Annotated in this window: 14 protein-coding genes; 7 read left to right on the top strand and 7 right to left on the bottom strand. The window is 48.1% G+C overall.

Going from position 1 to position 20588, the window contains the following annotated elements; genetic code table 11:
• Positions 1-19: 19 nt before the first annotated feature.
• Positions 20-445 (top strand): SufE family protein, encoded by a 426-nt coding sequence (locus EV202_RS10995; RefSeq protein ID WP_106069882.1) that lies wholly within the window; start codon positions 20-22, stop codon positions 443-445.
• Position 446: 1 nt separating this feature from the next.
• Here the strand turns inward: EV202_RS10995 and EV202_RS10990 are convergent, their stop codons facing one another.
• From EV202_RS10990 to EV202_RS10980, 3 genes are read right to left on the bottom strand one after another with little or no spacing between them, the layout of a single operon-like run.
• Positions 447-662 carry a helix-turn-helix domain-containing protein gene (locus EV202_RS10990; protein ID WP_106069881.1) on the bottom strand — a complete coding sequence of 72 codons (216 nt, stop codon included), beginning with the start codon at positions 660-662 and terminating at the stop codon, positions 447-449.
• A 20-nt stretch (positions 663-682) separates the two neighbouring features.
• Positions 683-1360, bottom strand: coding sequence for a DUF2975 domain-containing protein (locus EV202_RS10985; RefSeq protein WP_106069880.1), 678 nt, complete (start codon positions 1358-1360; stop codon positions 683-685).
• Entirely contained in the window at positions 1357-2151 is a 795-nt protein-coding gene (locus tag EV202_RS10980) for a CPBP family intramembrane glutamic endopeptidase (protein ID WP_131927101.1), read from the bottom strand. Before EV202_RS10980 ends, EV202_RS10985 begins: the two co-directional genes overlap by 4 nt.
• A 1040-nt stretch (positions 2152-3191) precedes the next feature.
• On the opposite strand from EV202_RS10980, the gene EV202_RS10975 reads away from it, so the two are divergent.
• Together EV202_RS10975 and EV202_RS10970 are read left to right on the top strand one after the other, a co-directional pair.
• Complete coding sequence (locus EV202_RS10975; protein ID WP_131927100.1) at positions 3192-6386, top strand: SusC/RagA family TonB-linked outer membrane protein; 3195 nt, start codon at positions 3192-3194, stop codon at positions 6384-6386.
• Between the two features lie 34 nt (positions 6387-6420).
• The gene (locus tag EV202_RS10970; protein ID WP_131927099.1) at positions 6421-8136 is read left to right on the top strand and encodes a RagB/SusD family nutrient uptake outer membrane protein; all 1716 of its coding nucleotides are present in this window, start codon (positions 6421-6423) and stop codon (positions 8134-8136) included.
• A 150-nt stretch (positions 8137-8286) separates the two neighbouring features.
• Here EV202_RS10970 and ribF read toward each other — a convergent pair whose 3' ends face one another.
• From ribF to EV202_RS10955, 3 genes are all read right to left on the bottom strand, one after another.
• Positions 8287-9312: a bifunctional riboflavin kinase/FMN adenylyltransferase gene (ribF, locus tag EV202_RS10965; RefSeq protein ID WP_131927098.1), complete on the bottom strand. Its 1026-nt coding sequence runs from the start codon at positions 9310-9312 to the stop codon at positions 8287-8289.
• Between the two features lie 67 nt (positions 9313-9379).
• Complete coding sequence (locus tag EV202_RS10960; RefSeq protein ID WP_131927097.1) at positions 9380-10003, bottom strand: HAD family hydrolase; 624 nt, start codon at positions 10001-10003, stop codon at positions 9380-9382.
• A 5-nt stretch (positions 10004-10008) separates the two neighbouring features.
• Positions 10009-12696 (bottom strand): calcium-translocating P-type ATPase, PMCA-type, encoded by a 2688-nt coding sequence (locus tag EV202_RS10955; RefSeq protein WP_131927096.1) that lies wholly within the window; start codon positions 12694-12696, stop codon positions 10009-10011.
• 154 nt (positions 12697-12850) lie between these two features.
• Here EV202_RS10955 and rd point away from each other — a divergent pair, with 154 nt between their 5' ends.
• Entirely contained in the window at positions 12851-13012 is a 162-nt protein-coding gene (gene rd / locus EV202_RS10950) for a rubredoxin (RefSeq protein WP_106069874.1), read from the top strand.
• Here the strand turns inward: rd and EV202_RS10945 are convergent.
• On the bottom strand, positions 13009-14706 hold the full coding sequence (locus EV202_RS10945) for a Na/Pi cotransporter family protein (RefSeq protein WP_131927095.1): 1698 nt from the start codon (positions 14704-14706) through the stop codon (positions 13009-13011). The two genes, rd and EV202_RS10945, sit on opposite strands and share 4 nt — an antisense overlap.
• 81 nt (positions 14707-14787) lie before the next feature.
• Here EV202_RS10945 and EV202_RS10940 point away from each other — a divergent pair, with 81 nt between their 5' ends.
• From EV202_RS10940 to EV202_RS10930, 3 genes are all read left to right on the top strand, one after another.
• Complete coding sequence (locus EV202_RS10940; RefSeq protein WP_131927094.1) at positions 14788-16461, top strand: nucleoside kinase; 1674 nt, start codon at positions 14788-14790, stop codon at positions 16459-16461.
• A 42-nt stretch (positions 16462-16503) separates the two neighbouring features.
• The gene (locus EV202_RS10935) at positions 16504-18009 is read left to right on the top strand and encodes a sensor histidine kinase (protein WP_131927093.1); all 1506 of its coding nucleotides are present in this window, start codon (positions 16504-16506) and stop codon (positions 18007-18009) included.
• A 729-nt stretch (positions 18010-18738) separates the two neighbouring features.
• Positions 18739-20463: a tetratricopeptide repeat protein gene (locus EV202_RS10930; protein ID WP_131927092.1), complete on the top strand. Its 1725-nt coding sequence runs from the start codon at positions 18739-18741 to the stop codon at positions 20461-20463.
• Positions 20464-20588 lie beyond the last annotated feature (125 nt).

Raw genomic sequence — 20588 nt, 5'->3', positions numbered from 1 at the left:
AAAAAGGAAAGAGATAGATATGAGTATCAATGAACTACAAGATGAAGTAATAGCCGAATTCAACGATTTCGATGACTGGATGGATCGGTATCAACTCCTCATCGACTTAGGGAACGAGCAGGAACCGCTCGACGAGCGATATAAAACGGAACAGAATCTGATTGAGGGATGCCAAAGCCGTGTGTGGCTTCAGGCGGACGAAGAAGAGGGGAAACTCGTGTTCCGGGCAGAAAGTGATGCTGTGATAGTAAAAGGTATCATCGCATTGCTCATCAAGGTGCTTTCAGGACACACTCCCGAAGAGATATTGAACGCCGACCTCTACTTCATAGATAAGATTGGTTTGAGAGATCACCTCTCTCCCACCCGCAGCAACGGATTGCTGTCCATGGTGAAACAGATACGGATGTACGCACTGGCATTCAAGGTAAAGGAAGGGGAATGAGTTATTCCTCTTCCTCCCCCTCCCGATATTCCAGAATATCTCCCGGCTGGCAATCCAGTATTTTACAAATAGCTTCCAGTGTGGAAAAACGGATGGCTTTCGCCTTTCCCGTCTTCAATATGGAAAGATTGGCCGGAGTAATATCCATCTTCTCTGCCAGCTCGCCCAGAGAGATCTTCCTTCGGGCCATCATTATGTCAAGGTTTACTATAATCATTCGCTTCTTCTCCTCATTTTTTATATAGTCAAATCCTGCTCCTCCTTCATCTTCAGCCCGATGGCAAACACCTCGCCCACAATCAGTGCGCAAAGGCCAAGCACCAAAGTGGTGACATTCGCCATTTCAGAAAGGCTTAAATCATAACCGCGAAGCGAAAAGACTTCACGCACAGAGGCCAAATCCATATAGGCTCCCGCCAACACAGAGCAGAAACCAAGAATCAGCACCACGCCCAAACGACGCAAACGACGCACATTCCGCCAGTTGAATATATCAGACTTATTAATGGAAATTATCAACCGAATAAATAACACCATCCCCCAAACCGAGAGCCCCAGATGCAAAAAGACCAGCAATACATTCACCGTTCTCTTCCAAGCAAGAGCATGGGTTTCCACACTGATTACCATAGAAGAATAGGATGCAGGCACATATCTCCCACTCTTTTCATTGTAGACCGAGTCGGATAGAAGACGTACGCCTTTTGTAGAAAGCCCATGCGGCAACAATCCAATAACTCTCAGATTCACCATCTCCCGATATTCCGAGGAGTCCGGTTTGTTGTTCTTTGCTATCTCTATGCCGGCTTCCGCACCTAACTTTACACCAAGAAAAAGATAATAACCCGCTTCGAGCACCGAGTAGCTCAACACCAGCATCACAATCACACAAAGGATGTTCAATCGTCTTTTCATAATTCAAGATTTTTTATATCAGTATCAGGCAGTTTATATTTATTCAACATCAGCAGTGAAAATATCAGCAGCAGAATACTGAAACCCAGACAAACAGGATAAACCGATTCCCCCAGAAGTTCGCGTACGGTATCCGCATCGGGGTAGGTAACACTAAGGTAAACGCTCAGCGTATTATTCAGTATGTGGATCAGGATACCCGGTATCAGGCTTCCCGTCCGGTAGTAAAGCCAAGCCAATAGGAAGCCCGAAAGGCAGGCGCCCACCACTTGTGCAGGATTGATATGGAAAATGCCGAAGATCAACCCCGAAAGCAGGATTGCCGTCCATGGATCGTATTTCCGAAGCAGCACTTTCGTAATGGCACCGCGAAATAAAAATTCTTCCAAAATCGGCCCCAGCAGTGTGATACAAAGCAATCCCAAAACGTCAGATTGCAGAGCTTCGAACGTGGAATCCAACCAATCCGGCAGGAAGTGAAGCCCCGACACTACGAAATCCACCAAGAAGATGATGCCCCATCCGGCAATCAGGCTTATTACCAAATAAGAAGCCGAAACAGGCGAATACAGTCGTCCATCATTCTTCAAATAGCCCTTGCGCCACAAATAAAGCCCCATAAACAAGAAACCGAACAACATGGCCATACTCATGAGCATGGGCTGTATTTCGGCCACAGCCAGCTGACCGTAAACAACGTAGCCATACACCAAGCCGATAGGCGCAGCAAACAATGCCCCTAAAATCTGCATTAAAAAATATATAAATACCAGCTTAACCGAAGTTCCCATAATCACCTGCTTCTTCTTATGCCACAAAAAGATTTACCAACACCGTTGCTGTAAAAATCAGTATCATTACCAAAGTTCCCATCGTTTTTCCCTCCTATTTAAGATGAATTATTATTTTGTTTTTCGATATGCATTTATCGTTTTTCGATATGCAAAGAAAAATCTTATTTTTGATATGACAAAGAAAAACAGCAAATATTTATCGAAAAACAATAAAAAAAGAACGAATCACGATAAATAAAGAGAAAATATATCCTGTCCCCATATAATCCTTGTCGGCACACAGCTTCCCTTTCATCGTTTTGAATGAACCTGCCTTGTCTCGACAATCCCCCCGGCATCCATAAATTTAATATTTTATACCTGCATTCGGGATAAGAAGCAGGTCGATAACCTCACCCGAAGGGTTGTATTTTAAAGTGAAATTCCGTTGGTTATCAAATATTTACCCCTGCCTTGCCAGACACCTGTATCTGACGGCTCAGACACTTGTGTCTGTCACGTCAGAGACTTGTATCTGTCGGCTTGAACACTTGCATCTGTCAAGACAAAGGATTGTAGCTGTCAAAACAGGGAGAGGATACCCGGCTTAAAAGGCTCTCTCCTGCCTGACCGCTGTAAACAGGGACATTCAAGGAAATAGCTGTCCGACAAGATGCAGCCCTCATTTTAGCAAAAGCAACCTGTACCGAGCTCAGGTATTTTATCGCTATGCTTCTAATAATCAGAAAAGTGTTTGTAGAATTATATCGAACGTTATTATAGAACACGGCGCACTCCAATAGGATTATCCAACGCCTTTTATTTTCTTTATAAAATATATTGTTTCCTAAAAGTTTGTTATATATTTGCCAACAAATTCATTATTACAATATCTCTTCAAGACATAAATAAAAACAGATATTTATTGCTTTCAAAATATAAATACAGACAAATCATTACTTAAAGTCGCTTTATTATGAAACATGCTTTCAACCCATCGTGTATTGTACCAACTTGGCAGGATTTTAGGTCATAAACTTTTTAACATATAATTGGTTATGGAAAAACATCGTTTATTTTTGCTGAAAAGAACATGGGGCTTTTTATGCAGCTTCTTCTTTGTATCTACATTGGCGGCTCAAAGCCTGACGGTGAGAGGTATAGTCACCGATTCCGGTAAGCAACCGGTGATAGGCGCAACGATTATTGTGAAGAACGACCAAACATTGGGTAGTACCACTGACGTCAACGGCAAATACACGTTGTCGGGCGTAGCACGAGATGCCGTGCTGATGATATCGTATGTAGGTATGAAATCGCAGGAAGTGCCGGTGAACGGACGCACCGTTATCAACATCGAGATGAAAGAAGATGACAAACTGCTGGACGAGGTAATGGTAGTGGCCTATGGTACGGCCAAACGGTCGGCATTCACCGGTTCGGCCACATTCGTCAACTCGGAGAAACTCACGAAACGCTCCACGACCAACGTTTTCGAATCGCTGGCCGGGCAAGTGGCCGGCTTGCAAATGACTGCCAGTTCGGGACAACCCGGCAGTACTCCTGCCATTATCCTGCGCGGCATAGGATCAATCAATGCGGGCACCTCTCCTTTGGTCATTGTTGACGGTATTCCTTATTCCGGCGGATGGAACAACATCAATCCCAGCGATGTTGAGTCTATATCAGTGCTTAAAGATGCCGCCTCCAACTCGTTGTATGGTGCGCGTGGAGCCAACGGCGTCATCATCATCACCACGAAACAAGCCAAGGCGGGTGAGGCAGTGGTTACGGCTACAGCCAAATGGGGAGTAAACTCACGCGGAACCATAGATTACGACTACATCAAGGACCCGGGCGAATATTACGAGATGCACTATCGCGCACTATACAACCAGCTGATGGCCGATGGCAAACTGAGTGCGGCCGAGGCTCATGTAAAGGCAAATCAGAATATGCTCTACGGAACCAAAGATAAGGGCGGACTGGCCTACAACGTCTACTCTTATCCCGAAGGAGAATACTTGATAGGAACAGATGGAAAGCTCAACCCCAATGCAACCTTGGGACGTATGACGGGAGACTATCTGCTCTATCCCGATGATTGGGTGGACGAAGCATATAGTTCCTCACTCAGACAAGAATACAATATCAATGTATCAGGTGGAACCAATGCCCTTCAGCTTTACGGTTCGTTCGGTTATCTGAAAGACGATGGCATATTGCCAAACTCCAACTACGAACGTTATTCGGCCATGGTTAAAGGAGCTTACCAGGCAAAAAAATGGATGAAGATGGGGATAACAGCCAACTATTCCCGAAGGAAAGTGGCTTCGCAAGCCGAATCGTCTTCGGTTACATTGCCGGGATATACGGAGGCCATTGCGCCAATCTATCCGGTCTACCTGCGCGATGCCTCCGGAAATATTCTGACGAACGAGGTAGGAAAGGTTTATGATTACGGAACCAAAGAGTCTTTACTCGGAATCAATCGCCCATTTCAACCAAACACTTCGTTGCAAACGGCAATTATCGACTTGGGGAGTACCACAGGCAATACACTGACCGGGAATGCCTTTGTAGACATAATCTTTCTTAAGGACTTCAAATTCAACTTTACGGTAGGCACCACAGTCAACGAAGGAAGGGGGTTTGCCACATCCAACCCGTTCTATGGTTACTCTGCCAAAGATAAGGGATACATCAGCGTAAGTCACGACCGCACCACAACGCTCAATCTGCAACAATTGCTGAACTATTCACACGCTTTCGGAAAGCACAACGTTTCTGCATTGTTAGGTCATGAATACTATAAATATAACTATGTAACATTAAGCGCAGCCAAGAAAAACATGTTCTCCTATTGGGGAAATCACGAGTTGGACGGTGCCGTCGTCGATGCAGGTCAGGCATCCTCATCGGCCAGCGATTACAACACCGAAGGGTTCTTCTTCCGTGGCCTGTACGATTTCGACAATAAATACTTCTTCTCGGCCTCGTTCCGCCGCGACGCCTCTTCACGATTCCATCCCGACCACCGATGGGGAAACTTCTACTCACTCGGAGCAGCTTGGCAGGTGGCCAAAGAAGAGTGGTTCAACCTCTCTTGGGTAGACGAATTGAAGCTGAAGGGGTCGATTGGCCAGCAAGGCAATGACAACATCGGCAACTATCACTACACCGACCGTTACGCCATAGATAACAGCAATGACGAACTGGCTTTGCGCTTCAGCGGACGAGGTACGCAGAATATCACATGGGAAACCAATACAAATGTGAATATGGGTGTGGAATTTTCATTTTTCAAACACAAACTGTCGGGCGGTATCGAGTATTTCTACCGTAAGACAACAGACATGCTCAACTGGTTTACGGTTCCCCTCTCCATGGGTTATGCCGGCTATTATGACAACGTAGGAGATATGAAAAACAGCGGCGTGGAGTTAGAACTGAACTATACCCCCATCGACACCCGCGATGTGCGTTGGAACATCAACATGAACCTGACTGCTTATAAAAACCGAATAAGCTTTTTGCCCGATGAGAAGAAAACTCAAGAGGTAAACGGCTATCAGGGCTACTTTAACGGTGCACGCTACTACGGAGAAGGATTACCCATAAACACTTGGTATATGAAGCGCTATGCCGGCGTTTCCGACAAGGGGCTTTCGCAATGGTATTATACCGACAAGAAAACCGGCGAAGAAAAGACTACCACAACCTATTCTACCGGTGACTATTACTTGTGCGGCAATCCGAATCCCGATGCTTTCGGCGGTTTCGGCACTTCACTCAGCTTCTATGGCTTCGACTTTTCCATGCAATTCACTTACTCGCTGGGCGGAAAGACGTACGACTACGGTTATGCTTCGTTGATGGGCAACCCCACTCCCGACGGATTGGGATATCGCATGCACAAGGATGTAGCAAAAGCCTGGACGCCCGAAAATACCGGTTCGAACATTCCGCGCTGGCATTTCAACGACCAAAACACTGCGGCTCAGTCCGACCGCTTCCTCATCGACGGCAGCTACCTGAACTTCCAGAATGCACAATTTGGATATACACTGCCTCGAAGCGTACTCTCGCATTTGCAGGTAAGCAGCTTGCGGGTATACGTATCGGCCGACAACATCTATTACTGGTCAAAACGGAAAGGGATGGATCCCCGAATGTCGGTCACCGGCGTAGGAGCCACACAAACCGTATCGCCCGTGCGTACTTTCTCGGCAGGACTTACGCTCCAGTTTTAATTAAGTCACAACTTCCTAAAAAAAATCGGAAATCATGAAAACAAGAACAATCTTTCGTAACGCTGCACTTTGGTTGCTGTCTGTACCGTGCATAAGCAGTTGCATCGAAGAGACTTTTCCACAAAGCGGCATAGCCACGGCACAACAAGTGGCAGAATCATCAGCAGCTCAAATGGGACAGATCAATGCGATTGTGAACTTTGTGAACGCATACAACACCTACGGACTGGACTATAGTTTCGACTTCGGCTATTCGGCTTTCGGCATCACACGCGATGTAATGTGCGAAGACTTCTATGTATATGATGCCTATTACGACTATTTCAGTTGGTTCGGCACATGCCAAGAACTCTCGGCAAACGCTATGGCAAATGCCATATACTATTACTATTATAAATTCCTGAACAATACGAATAACCTGATTCGGGTGGTGGACGAGGCCACGGCCGATGGAACAAGCAAACAATATATAGGTATTGCCAAGGCGTTTCGAGCCATGATTTATATGGATATGGCACGCTTCTACGAATATAAGAAAACCGGCATAGCAAAGCTCGATGACGAGGCACGTGAAAACGGCGTGTACGGATTGACCGTACCCATCGTGACCGAACAAACCACGGAAACCGATGCCCGCAACAATCCGCGTGCTCCGTTCTATACAATGTACAAGTTCATCTTGGACGATCTGGAGAGTGCCGGGGCACTGCTCAATGATTATGTACGCCCTCGGAAAAATCTGCCGGACAAAGCTGTGGTGAACGGATTGAAGGCTCGTTTGTGGTTGGATATAGCAACCCGCACGGAGAAGAATCCGGAAGCATTGGCTGCCATCAAGGAGCATGTCAATCAAGAAGTGGCGTCGGCAACAGATTGCTACGCCAAAGCTGCACGCTATGCACGCGAAGCCATCGAACAGAGCGGGGCTATTCCGCTGACCGAAGAAGAATGGTTCGGAGGCAAGGATTACGCTACAGCATTCAACTCCATCGGTTCCGCTTCATGGATGTGGGGCTCCATGCTGACCAAGGACAACATGTATTCGAGTTATATCAACTTCATCGGCATGATAAGCCCCGAACAGAATTTCGGTGTAGGTAATTACTACTACTGGGCCATCCGCACCATCAGCAGCCGATTGTTTGAGCAGATAGCGGACGATGACTGGCGAAAAGCCACTTGGATAGCGCCGAAAGATGCAGGCCAACTTCCGGGAAAGAAATACCGCACCATTCTTCCTCCAAGCTACTTTACCTATCTGCCGGCCTATACCAACCTGAAATTCAAGCCTAAAGAGGGCAATGTAGACGATTATAAGATTGGGGCGGTAGTGGATTACCCCTTGATGCGTGTGGAAGAGATGTATTTCATCGAAGCCGAAGCCATCGCCGGAAGCCGGGGAGTGGCCGAAGGCGTTGCTGCCCTCCAGTCGTTCATGCAGACATACCGCTATGCCTCATACACCTGCACAGCCGGCACGATGGATGAATTCCGCCAAGCGCTCATGCTACAGAAACGCATAGAGTTCTGGGGCGAAGGTCTCATTTATTGGGACTACAAACGGTTGAATCTTTCCGTCACACGCGGCTATCCGGGAACGAACTGTCCCGTCGGTTTCCGTCTTAACTCCATCGAAGGATACTGTGCACCATGGTTCACTCTTTACTTCAGCAAGTATGAGTCCAACCAGAACAAAGCCATTGTGCTGAACCCCGACCCGTCGGCAGCGATACCGGACTGGGAAGAATAACCTACCTGAAAAGATTCCGGTCCGAAGCCCTCAGCAGCCGCTTATAGGCATAAATGATGCGGGTTTCACGAATTCGGCTCATAAATAATCAAGCCAATCCGCGAAACCCGCTTTCGCTTATCTCAAAACACAAGCCCCACCCGACCATGCTCAAGACAATATTGCCTTAATCTCCGTTTCGTCTTGACGGATGCGGGCTATCAACTCGTCCACCGTATCAAATTTCTGCTCCGGACGCATATAACGTACAAAAGAAAGGCGCATCGGCTGATCATAGATATCGGCATTGAAGTGAAAGATGTGGACTTCGATACTGCGGTCAGACCCGTTACTTAGTGTAGGGCGATAGCCGATACTCAGCATGCCGCCATATTCCACTCCGGCTACAAATACACGAACAGCATAGACTCCGTCGGCAGGAATAATCTTATCCGGATCGTTTACCCGCAGATTGGCCGTGGGGAAACCTATTGTCCGCCCCACCCGATAACCGTCTACCACCGTGCCGTTCAAGAAGAAGTCATATCCCAGGTATTCCGCCGCCGCCGCAACGTTACCCCCCAGCAGCAATTGACGGATGACGGAAGAACTGACTGTCCGCTCTGCCGCCACGGCAGTGTTCTCCGCATCAGTTCCCTCTACTACGTTTGTCTTTTCAGCAACAGCGTTTTCCAAGGCTGTTGCTTTATGCTTATCTACAGTTCTCTTCTTATAAGAGTAGGCACGTGCAAGCAGCACCTCTATACCCAGCTCCTGTCCGTAGCGCACATAGTCGTCGAAGCCCTCGCTCCGGTTATGGCCGAAACGATGATCGTAGCCAATCACCAAAACCTGCACCCGGTAACTTTCTTTCAGAATCGACATGAACTGCCTTGCCGAAAGCCGGGCCACCTTTGGACTGAAGTCAATCATGATACAATAGTCAATCTCCGTTTGGGCAAGCAGGGAGACTTTTTCATCGCAGGTAGTCAGCAACTCAGGACGAAAATCGGGCTGCATCACTTTGTGCGGATGCACCGGAAAAGTGATGACCGATGCGACAAGTCCACGCGCAGCAGCAACCTCACGCACTTGTTCTATCAAATAACGGTGCCCCCGGTGCACTCCATCGAAAAAACCGATGGTGGCTACGCTTGGGCGGCCGGCAAAATCTGATGTATCACAAAGCAATTGCACTTCTCTATATTTCTTAATTTATCTTCTCGTCATTCACCACACAGCACGCATCATCTGCATGCACTCACTACCGGTGGCCGAAGAGGTGGCTCCAGTCTTCGTGAGCCTGCGGCGTGTAGGTAGAGATACCTAATGTCTTCGCAACGCGGCAGTTGGCCTCGGAATCATCTATAAAAAGCGTTTCTTCAGGAAGAATACCTGTCTCGTCCAACACCTTCTGAAAAATCACCGCGTCAGGCTTCGCCATTTTCATTTCGTAAGAAAGAAAGATTTGCTCAAAGTAGTCCTCTGCCCGAAAACCCTTGTAAGGAAACGCATGCTTGCACGCCCATTGCCAATGGATGTCGTTGGTATTACTCAACAGATAGACCACATAACTCTTACGCAGCTTCAAAAGCAGGTTCAGCTTAGCCACCGGGATGCCTACCAAAAAGCTGTTCCATGCATCGTCTATTTGCGCATCGGTCACCGGTTTTCCTATCTTTCCACGAATCACATCGCGGAACTCCTCACCGGTTATCAGCCCCTTCTCATAATTCTGAAAAAAATCCTGCTGATGATAGATATCCAGCATTGCCTCTACGTCCTGAAATCCTAAAGATTTGAAATTCTCGATACAACGTTGACGGTCTAAATCTATCAGCACGCCACCGAAATCAATAATAAGGTTTTTAACTCCTCTCTTTCTCATTTTTCCTATTTCCGTATTAAACGCTGCACAAGACGGACAAGTTCGCCCATCCACAATACAAGAGACGTGGAAGACACAATCGCCATCCAAGTGGACAAATCGAGCGGAACGGTGCGGAACACAGCACCGCCAAACTGCACGATCAGTATCTGTCCGCCCAAAATGGCAAGTATGATCAATTCCATTCCATACGACTTGGTGATACCCTTGAATGCCGAATCCGAAGTACCGAACACGCGTGCATTGAAGAGATTCCAGAACTGAAGCATGACGAAGAACGTGAAGAAAATCGTCAAGCGGCGAGGCGTCATCCCGCCCTCTTCATGGGCAAACCAAAGAAGCATCCCCATCAGTACAGCCAGAAAGGCCAGCCCCATGCCCAGTATATGAACCTTCATAGAGCCGGTAATGATAAAATCCGTACTTTTGCGCGGCTTCTCTTTCATCACACCCTCACCGGGTGGAATGGATGCCAGTGCCAATGCGGCAAACGTATCCATGATCAGGTTCACCCACAGCATCTGCGTCACGGTGAGTGGCAGTTCGGTACCCACCAAAGAGCCTAACAGCACGATGAAAAGTGCCACGAAATTAATGGTGAGCTGAAACACGATGAAACGCTGTATGTTTTTATACAAAGAACGCCCCCACATCACAGCCGTACCTATACTGTTGAAAGAATCGTCCAGCAAGGTTATGTCGCTGGCTTCCTTGGCCACGGAAGTTCCCGTACCCATCGAAAGACCTACTTGGGCATGGTTCAAAGCCGGGGCATCATTGGTTCCGTCGCCCGTCACAGCCACCACCGCCCCTTTCTGCTGCAACAGTTGCACCAACCTCTGCTTATCCGTGGGGCGCGCACGCGACATAATCTTCAAATCCATCACACGGTCCAACGCCTCTTCATCGGTCAGTTCGGCAAACGCTGCTCCCGTAATACGATTGCGCTCCGTATCTTCCGGCAGCCATAAGCCTATTTGGCGTGCTATCTCAGTTGCCGTACCGGGAGTATCACCCGTCACAATCTTTACGTCGATACCTGCCGAACGACATTTTTCGACGGCGGCAGGCACATCCGGACGAATGGGGTCGCTGATGGCAACCACTCCCAAGAACGACATGTCTTTTACTTTTTCCTGTATCTCTTTTCCTATTTCCTGTTCCTCCTCATCCATCACCCTGAATGCAAAACCAAGGGTACGCATTGCCATATTCTGGTAGTTGAGCAACTGTGCCTCTATTGCCGGGCGATATTCCGACGCGTCAACACGCTTGCCGTCTAAAATCACCTCCTTGCACTTGCCCAGCACAATCTCCGAAGCACCCTTCACATACAGAATCTTTTTTCCCAGCAGGGGAGAGTGCACCAAAGTGGCCATAAATTTCCGTTCCGTAGAGAAAGTCAGCTGATCAATGACAGTGGCTTGTTCGCGCAGGGCAAGATAATCTTTACCTTGCTCATTCAACCAGAGCAGCAAAGCCACCTCCGTCGGATTACCCACGCCTTTCGGCTTTTCGCCGGACGCACCCTCTTCCAGAAAAGCGGTGGAATTGACGCTGATTCCCTCCATCACCAACCGGCTGAGGTCGTCATTTCCCAACTCGCTACCATTCTTCAATCCGCCGAAATTCGCCTCATACACCTGCATCAGGTTTTGCGTCAACGTCCCTGTCTTATCGGTACAAATTACCGTAATGGCACCCATCGTTTCGCAAGCATGCATTTTGCGCACCAGGTTGTTGGTCGAAAGCATGCGACGCATGTTCAAAGCCAGGCTGAGGGTGACGCTCATGGGCAAACCTTCGGGCACGGCCACGACAATCAAGGTCACGGCCATCATGAAATATTGTAAAGTGGCTTGCAGGGCCGGCAGCCAGTCGCGGAAGGTATGGAAAGACGCAAAGTCATAAACCAGTGCCACATCCTTTACAAAGAAAATCAGGAAAGCCAGCCCCGCCACAGAGAAACCGATTTTCCCAATCAGGTTGGCCAGCTTGGTCAATTGAATGTTCAGGGGAGTAGGTTCCGTGCTCTGCTCAGTGCTCCGGCGAGCCACCTTACCGATTTCCGTGGCATCGCCCACTGCCTCCACACACATAGTCCCATGCCCGTCCACTATCGTGGTACCGCGCAATATGTGGTTGGAAGCATACGTAGCTTCCTCGTCAAAGTCCGTCTCCACAGTGGTTTTAGACACTACCGGCTCGCCGGTCAGGTTCGATTCGTTCACTTGCAGGGAAACAGCTTCCAGCAATGCACCGTCGGCGGGCACCTCTTCACCGGTCTCCAGCAAAACGATGTCGCCTACCACTACTTCTTTACGGGGAATCTCCTGCACACGACCGTTGCGAATCACTTTCACCAAAGTTTCCTCGTTCACGGCATTCAGCAGGTCGAACTTTTTTCCGGCGTCGTATTCAAAGAAAAAGCCGATACCGGTGGCCAGCAGAATGGCCATAATAATGCCGATGGTTTCGGCATATTCATTTTCCACGATGGAAATAAGCAGAGAAAACAGAGCCGCCACCAACAACACTCTTACCACAGGATCTTCGAACTTCTCCAGATACAGTTTCCACAAAGATGGGCGTTTGGGAGGTGTCAACAAGTTCACCCCATGCTCGATGCGGCTCTTCAGCACCTGTTCATCGGTCAGACCGATATGACTATAATCATCCTTTGTCGCAATCATGGAAATTTTCCGATTTAATTAGCGAGGCAAAGGTAGTAATAAAAAGTGATGTGCCACAGCATTTCCACACCGTTCAACAAAAAAACGACTCAAGGAGTAAACAAAACAAATGATTTGCGTGTTACAGATAGAAACAATTAAAATTTCAAGTTTTATGGAAAAGTACATTTGCACAGTTTGCGACTACGTTTACGATCCTGAATTAGGTGATCCGGACAGCGGCATTGAACCCGGCACCGCCTTCGAAGACATCCCCGAAGATTGGGTATGCCCCCTCTGCGGCGTAGGCAAAGACGATTTCGAGAAAGTGTCCTAAGACACTTTCTTTTCTTTTATATCGCTGCCGGCTTCCACCACATTCACCACATAGTCGCCCAGTTTTTCACATTCCGCAATGATGTCCATGTAGTAGACACCCATCTGATAATCGTACTCCTTATTATTCACATCCAGAATATTCTGGTTCTTCAGCTGATTGCGGTAGTTATTGATTTCATTTTCTATATTGAACGACTTGTTCACGTCACTGCTTGCATGCTCAGGATGCTCTATAACGACGATCATCTGAGAAAGAGCGTCGTCCGTCAGCTTCATCATGAAGTGTATATGTTCATATTGCTTTTCCGTAAAGTCCTGATTGGTCTGACGCTTGCGGTTGATGGTACGTGCCAGATTATAACAGCTATCGCCGATGCTCTCTATCTCCGTCACTTCACGCAACATGGCACGTATCTGCAACTTACTTTCCGAGCTCAACCGTCCCTCTGATACCTGATTCAAATAATTGGCAATCTCCAGTTCCATGCTGTCGCTGATGTTCTCGTATTTCTCCACACGGCTGAACAACTTGTTGAATTCATCGTCTTTCTCCGTATGCAACAAATCCTGCACCATCCCGAACATGCGGCGGATACGTTCGGCAAACAGATGAATCTCCTTGCTGGCCTGCAGGATGGAAAGCTCTGCCGTAGAGAGCATACCGCCGGAAATAAAGCGCAGGCGATACTCCTCGTCCTGCTCCTTCATTGGAATGATAGCGCAAACCGTATGCTCGATGAACTTCACGAACCAAATCAGTATCAGCACGTTGCAGATATTAAAACAAGTGTGGAACGCCGAAAGCTTAAAGGATACAGCCACCGCAGGGTCTTTCGTCCCCATCACATTCTCCACAAACCACGACACGGCTCCGGTGAAAGGAGTGAACAGACACAGCACCCACATCACACCGAACACATTGAACACCAAATGCGCCAAAGCAGCCCTGCGCGCCTGCGTGTTGCCGGTCAACGCCGCAAGATTGGCCGTGATGGTTGTTCCAATGTTTTCTCCCAGCACCAGCGCCGCGCCCAACTCAAAACTGATCCAGCCATTGGCACACATAATGAGCGTGATGGCCATGGTGGCTGCGGATGCCTGCACAATCATCGTGAGGATGGTTCCGATTCCTACGAACAGCAGGATGGAGAAATAGCCCATGTCCGTATAATCCTGCACAAAAGCCAGCATGTCGGGGTTGTGCCTGAGGTCGGGTGCATTGGACTGCAACAACGAAAGCCCCATGAAGAGAAAGCAAAAGCCGAAAATAAATTCTCCGATAGACTTACGCGAACTTTTTTGGGAGAACATCAGGGGAATGCCGAAAGCAAGAAGAGGAAGGGCAAAGGAGGCTATGTCTACTTTGAAGCCTAAAGCCGAAATAATCCACGCCGTGACGGTGGTACCGATGTTGGCACCCATGATGACGCCTATGGATTGCGACAGAGACAAGAGTCCGGCGTTGACGAAACTCACTACCATCACCGTGGTAGCAGAAGAAGACTGGATTAACGCTGTAATCAGCACGCCGGTCAGCACGCCGGTCACTCGATTGGTTGTCATGGCGGTGAGAATCTTCCGTAGTCTGTCACCGGCAAATTTTTGAAGCCCCTCGCTCATTATTTTCATTCCGTAGAGAAACAAAGCCAGCGAGCCGAGCAGCTTTAAAAAATCATAAAAAGAATATTCCATCTTTAATTAATTAAAGGGTTCGTTGCCCCATGTGTTATTATATCCTATATTTAGCGTTTAAATCAATAAAAAAGAAACATTATGAAACACATGTTACAAATTTGTTGCAAAAATAATAATATTTCCAAAGAATTCCCCATCGGAAGTTCACTTTCGGATATTTATTCCGGTTTTAATCTTGATTTCCCCTATCAGGTGGTCAGTGCAAAGGTGAACAATCGTTCCGAGGGATTGAACTTCCGTGTGTACAACAACAAGGATGTGGAGTTTCTCGACATCCGCGACTCTTCGGGCATGCGCACCTACGTGCGTTCGCTCTGCTTCGTGCTCTATAAGGCCGTCAGCGAGTTGTTTCCCGAAGGCAAGCTGTATGTAGAACACCCGGTTTCCAAAGGCTACTTCTGCAACCTGCGCATCGGCCGGCTCATTGAGCTGGAGGACGTAGCCGCCATCAAAAAACGAATGCAGGAAATCATTGCCGAGGATATTCCTTACCATCGTGTAGAATGCCACACGGCCGAAGCCGTGCGCATCTTCAGCGAGCGGGGCATGAACGACAAAGTGAAGCTGCTGGAAACCTCCGGTTCGCTCTATACCTATTATTATACGTTGGGCAACACCGTAGACTACTATTACGGCAACCTCTTGCCCAGTACAGGCTACATCCGCCTGTTCGATATCGTGAAATACTACGACGGCCTGTTGCTGCGCATCCCCAACAAGGAAAAGCCCGATGTGCTGGAAGAAGTGGTGAAGCAGGAGAAAATGCTCGATGTCTTCAAGGAGCATCTGCGCTGGAACTACATCATGGGGCTGAGCAATGTGGGCGACTGCAACCTTGCTTGCGAAGAAGGACATGCCACCGACCTCATCAATGTGGCCGAAGCCTTGCAGGAGAAAAAGATTGCCCAAATCGCCGATGACATTTATTGCCGCAGCGAGAACGGCAACCGCGTGAAACTGGTGCTTATTTCCGGTCCCTCCTCTTCCGGTAAAACCACCTTCAGCAAACGCTTGTCCGTGCAACTGATGACCAACGGTTTGCACCCATACCCCATCTCGCTGGACGACTACTTCGTAGACCGCGAAGACACCCCGCGCGATGCAAACGGCAACTACGACTACGAATCGCTCTACGCCCTCGACCTCAAACTATTCAACACCCAGTTGCAGGCATTGCTCCGGGGCGAAGAGGTGGAAATTCCGCGCTTCAACTTTGCCCTCGGCAAGAAAGAGTATAGTGGCGAAAAACTACGCATCGACGACCACACCATCCTCATCCTCGAAGGCATCCACGCCCTGAACCCCGAACTGACGCCGCACATTGCCGCCCAAAGCAAATATAAGATTTACGTGTCGGCCCTCACCACCATTTCTCTGGACGACCACAACTGGATTCCCACTACCGACAACCGCCTGTTGCGCCGCATCATCCGCGACTACAACTACCGCGGCTACTCGGCACAGGAAACCATCTCGCGCTGGCCCAGCGTGCGTGCCGGCGAGGACAAGTGGATATTCCCCTATCAGGAGAATGCCGACGTCATGTTCAATTCCGCCCTGCTGTTCGAGTTCGCCGTGCTACGCAACCATGCCGAGCCCATCCTCAACAGCGTGCCGCGCAACTGCCCCGAATATTCCGAGGCCTACCGGCTGCTGAAGTTTATCAAATATTTCACACCCGTTCAGGGCAAGGAAATACCGCCAACCTCGCTGTTGAGAGAATTTTTAGGAGGAAGCAGTTTCAAGTACTGATTATTTATTTTACCTTTGTATGCAAATAAAACAGAATAACGTATGAGAAGAATTTTCAGCATACTCCTTTTAGGTGCCTTATGCCTCTGCACTCAAGTCTATGCGCAAAACCGCGCGGACGAACTGATGAAACAAGCGCAAGAAAACCTTGCGAAAAAGGAATACATCAAATCCCGCTACCTTTTCCTGCAGGCCTACAACGCCTTTGCCTCACAAGACAAGTATGACAAGACCGTGGAATGCGGCGTCAACGCCGCCGCACTTTATCATCGGGAGAACTATTACAAAGAGGCTTTCGAGTTGCTGCGCGGTGCGGAGCAAGTGGTGGCTGCCGGCGAACAGAAAAGCGGCAAAGCACTGCCCGGCCTGCGTTTCCGCATCAACAAAGAGCGCTTGCAGATGTATATCAACCTGAAGAATCCCGCACGCGCCAAAGAGCAACTCAACCTGATGGAAGAAACGGCCAAGTCTGCCCGCAACGACTCCCTGAACAACGACCTCCTCTATACGCAGGCCAACTATTACTACACTTTCGGCATGAACGCGCAGGGCGATGCCGCCATCAACCGCCTGATAGGACAATACAAGGAGCAGAAGGAGTATGCCAAAGTGGACGACTGTTACAAGACGCTTATCGGCATAGCCCGCAAGGCCAATAATGCCGGACTTGTGGCACGAACCTACGACAAGTACATCTTATGGACCGACTCCGTAAAGGCGCTTACCGCACAAGACGAATTGAACATCTTGAAGAAGAAGTATGACGAAAGCCTCGCCACCATCGGCGAGAAAGACGACTCGCTGAGTGCCAAGCAATACATCATCATCGGCCTTTGCGCGTTGGCCGCCATTTTGGCCGCCGCTTTGCTGTTCGGGGGCATCGTGCTGCTTCGCTTCATCGTGCTTACCCGCAAACAGAAGAAAGCCATCAACATTGCCAACGAGCACAACGACCTGAAGACCAAATTCATCCGGAACATCTCCACCCAGATGGAACCTACCCTGAACACACTCGACGCCTCACTGCCGGGCGTAAAAGCGCTGCATGCCTTTTCCACCCACATCCAGGAACTCTCCGAGTTGGAGAACTCCTTGTCCGAACCTTATGAGATGCAAGAGAAAAACATCTCCGCCTTCTGCGAGAATCTCATGGATAAGATAAGGGGGAAAGTGCGCGAAGACGTCATACTCACCGTCAATGCGCCCAAGCTGAATGTAAAAGTCAACCCGGAACAGTTGGAACGGGTGTTGCTGCACCTGCTTACGAACGCAGCCGAATATACCCCTGCCGGCGGCAAGATATGGCTCGACTTCAAGAAACGCGGCGCACACACCCATCAGTTCATCGTCAGCGACACCGGTTGCGGCATCCCCGAAGAGCAACGCGAAAACATCTTCAAACCCTTTACCGAAGTAAAAGACCTGGCTCAGGGCGACGGGCTCGGATTGCCCATCTGCTCGCTGATAGCCATCAAGATGAACGGCAGCCTGACGCTGGACGACGGATATGCCAAAGGAGCAAGGTTCGTACTGGAACTGCATGCATAACGATATCACATCGAAAAAGCACATTCTTCACAAGAGGCTGGAGACGCAGCACCTATAGCGACGTCTTTCCTACAGGATGTAAGTTTTCTGTCGGGAAGACGCCTTCATGTAATAAACATTTACCATCCATCAAAACACGCTTCTACAAAGAAAGCAGAAAATTCCTATCCCCCTTCACAGAACACCTTCTGAAGAGGAGACACCTATGTATACGACCGAGATACCCTAAGAATCTGTTTTGAATTTATTCCGGCTTTTCAACGGTTCGACACGATTGGACACACATAAAAAAGCAGTCATTTTACTTTCGCACCATGTTCGTACCATGTTCTTATCATGTTCTTATCATGTTCTTGTGGAAGTGCTCGCTATGGACAAGAAGAAAACAAAAAGATGATAAAAGCGCATACCCTCTGTGAAAGACAGAATCAACTCCCGTTCGACGATTTTTTTTTGAAGAAAGGGGGGTAACTCATGGCATTTTTTATTCATTTCAAAACTACTTCCAAGCATACGGCTGAGGCAGCCTAAATATGGGAGTGAATCCCGGCAGTTGTTTTCATCTGCCCATACATGGTTTGTTCTATTCGTTTTTTGGTATAATTTTTCAACGTGGCATGGTTGCACATCCTTATCCCCAACTCTGGTTCCGGATATGGAGAAAAAACTGTAAATGATAATCGAAACAAAAAAAAATTATCTTTGCAAGACAAACAACAACCAGCCATAATGAAGAAACAGACAATCTTCTTTTCACTTATATCAGCCCTACTGTTGGCGGCCTGCACAAACAAAACAGCATACAGCACGATGTTGGCACAGGCCGACTCATTGCTGACATCACAACCCGACAGTGCCCTGCGCATACTGCAAAGCATACCGACAGAGGATTTGAAAACCGAGGCGGACATTGCCTACCATGCCTTGTTGCTTACACAAGCACGGGACAAGAACTACATCGCGCAGACGGATGATTCGCTGATACGGATAGCCGTGCAATATTACGACGCGCATAAGCAAGCAGAAATGCAAGCGCGAGCTTATTATTGCTGGGGAAGCATTTATAGGGATAAAAACGAGCAAGCCGCAGCGACAGAAAAATACCTGCTGGCTATTCCGTTCGCAGAAAAAGCAGACAATCAGAGACTGTTGGGGCGGATATACAATAATGCCGCTTTCTTGTATTTTCTACAGAAACTATACGAAAAAGCCGACTCCGCCTATCGGCAAACGGAGCTGATTGGTAGTCGGCTCGGTGACATCGGCTTGCATGCAGAGGCACTGCTTATGCAAGGCAGGATTAAGATTAAACAGAAAGACTATGCACCGGCCGAAAAGAAACTTCTGCAAGCACAAAGCATTTCGAACGAACACGGACAAAAGCGATTACGGGCAGAGATTGCAAATACAATGAGTAACTTCTACAGCCTCGTCAAAGACGCAGCAAAAGCCTTGCAATATGCCAAGCAGTATCTCGCTTTACAAGAAGATACCGTCCACTGCCATAAAGCATTCTACACCTTAGGCGAAAGTTTCTTTCGGGTAGGACAATATGACTCCGCAAGCTATTATCTGCATAAAAGCCTCGGTACCCGCAGTCATGGAATAAAGGCTGATGCCTACATGCGCTTGGCGGACATTGCGCAAGCACAAGGAAACACAGCTTTTTCTCTTGAAATGGAAAGATTGCATTCTGCATATAAAGACAGTGTGGCGCAATCCTCGCAGCAGGCAAAGGTTCTTGAAGTTCACTGGCGCATAAACGCCATGCAGCAAAAAGCGTCATACGAAACTTCCGTCAACAAGTACGTTTTTATTATTCTCTCTTTGATTGGTATTTGCGTCATTGTTGTTCTTCTTCTGCTCCGCCGATACTTAAAATATCGCAAGCGCGAGCGTCAACAGTTACACAGAGAAGATGAACTTCGCCATAATTACGCTAAGCAGCAAGAACTAATCAGGCACAAAGAGAAAGAGATTCTTACCCTGCAAGAAAAAATTGCCGAACAGCAAATCGGCGAAACGCAAAAGCAAGCCCTCCGGACAGAGCTTGCCGGTCTGAGTGAACAACACAAGACACTGATACAAAAAATCCGGAAATACTCCGATGTCATTCAGAAAATAGAGAATATTCTTTCAACTTATAAAGAGGGGAAAACACCTAAGATTTTTTTGGACGAAGAAGATTGGGCAAGGCTTTTGGTAGAGATAGACAAGAAAGAGGTTATCAGCCGTATCTATAAGGACTGCCGCCTCTCAACCATCGAATTCCACTTATGCGTCCTGCTTCTTCTGGATTACCCCGTTGTAGATATGGGAAAAATCATTCAACGCGACCGTACCGCCATTTATCGACTGGAGCGTTCTGTCATGAAGAAAATGGGAAGGCCTTACCAAGCAGGAGAACTGCAAAAACTACTAAAGAACATGATAAATGGGTATATAAAAGAGTAAATGCAACACGGAACACGCAAAATACTACACTTTTTGAAAAAAATCTATCCCCAAGGTTCAAGAAAAGGCGAAATAGCGTGAATGATTTGTGAGTCAGTCGGTTCTGACTTTCGAGCCTTTCAGTG

Source organism: Prevotella heparinolytica (assembly GCF_004342845.1).
Classification (GTDB): domain Bacteria; phylum Bacteroidota; class Bacteroidia; order Bacteroidales; family Bacteroidaceae; genus Bacteroides; species Bacteroides heparinolyticus.
This window is presented reverse-complemented; position numbering and strand designations above follow the sequence as displayed.

Excerpts from the sequence above, each read along its gene's own strand:
- EV202_RS10995 (WP_106069882.1), top strand. The coding sequence starts at position 20 with ATGAGTATCAATGAACTACAAGATGAAGTAATAGCCGAATTCAACGAT.
- EV202_RS10990 (WP_106069881.1), bottom strand. The coding sequence starts at position 662 with ATGATTATAGTAAACCTTGACATAATGATGGCCCGAAGGAAGATCTCT.
- EV202_RS10985 (WP_106069880.1), bottom strand. The coding sequence starts at position 1,360 with ATGAAAAGACGATTGAACATCCTTTGTGTGATTGTGATGCTGGTGTTG.
- EV202_RS10980 (WP_131927101.1), bottom strand. The coding sequence starts at position 2,151 with ATGGGAACTTCGGTTAAGCTGGTATTTATATATTTTTTAATGCAGATT.
- EV202_RS10975 (WP_131927100.1), top strand. The coding sequence starts at position 3,192 with ATGGAAAAACATCGTTTATTTTTGCTGAAAAGAACATGGGGCTTTTTA.
- EV202_RS10970 (WP_131927099.1), top strand. The coding sequence starts at position 6,421 with ATGAAAACAAGAACAATCTTTCGTAACGCTGCACTTTGGTTGCTGTCT.
- EV202_RS10960 (WP_131927097.1), bottom strand. The coding sequence starts at position 10,003 with ATGAGAAAGAGAGGAGTTAAAAACCTTATTATTGATTTCGGTGGCGTG.
- EV202_RS10955 (WP_131927096.1), bottom strand. The coding sequence starts at position 12,696 with ATGATTGCGACAAAGGATGATTATAGTCATATCGGTCTGACCGATGAA.
- rd (WP_106069874.1), top strand. The coding sequence starts at position 12,851 with ATGGAAAAGTACATTTGCACAGTTTGCGACTACGTTTACGATCCTGAA.
- EV202_RS10945 (WP_131927095.1), bottom strand. The coding sequence starts at position 14,706 with ATGGAATATTCTTTTTATGATTTTTTAAAGCTGCTCGGCTCGCTGGCT.
- EV202_RS10940 (WP_131927094.1), top strand. The coding sequence starts at position 14,788 with ATGAAACACATGTTACAAATTTGTTGCAAAAATAATAATATTTCCAAA.
- EV202_RS10935 (WP_131927093.1), top strand. The coding sequence starts at position 16,504 with ATGAGAAGAATTTTCAGCATACTCCTTTTAGGTGCCTTATGCCTCTGC.
- EV202_RS10930 (WP_131927092.1), top strand. The coding sequence starts at position 18,739 with ATGAAGAAACAGACAATCTTCTTTTCACTTATATCAGCCCTACTGTTG.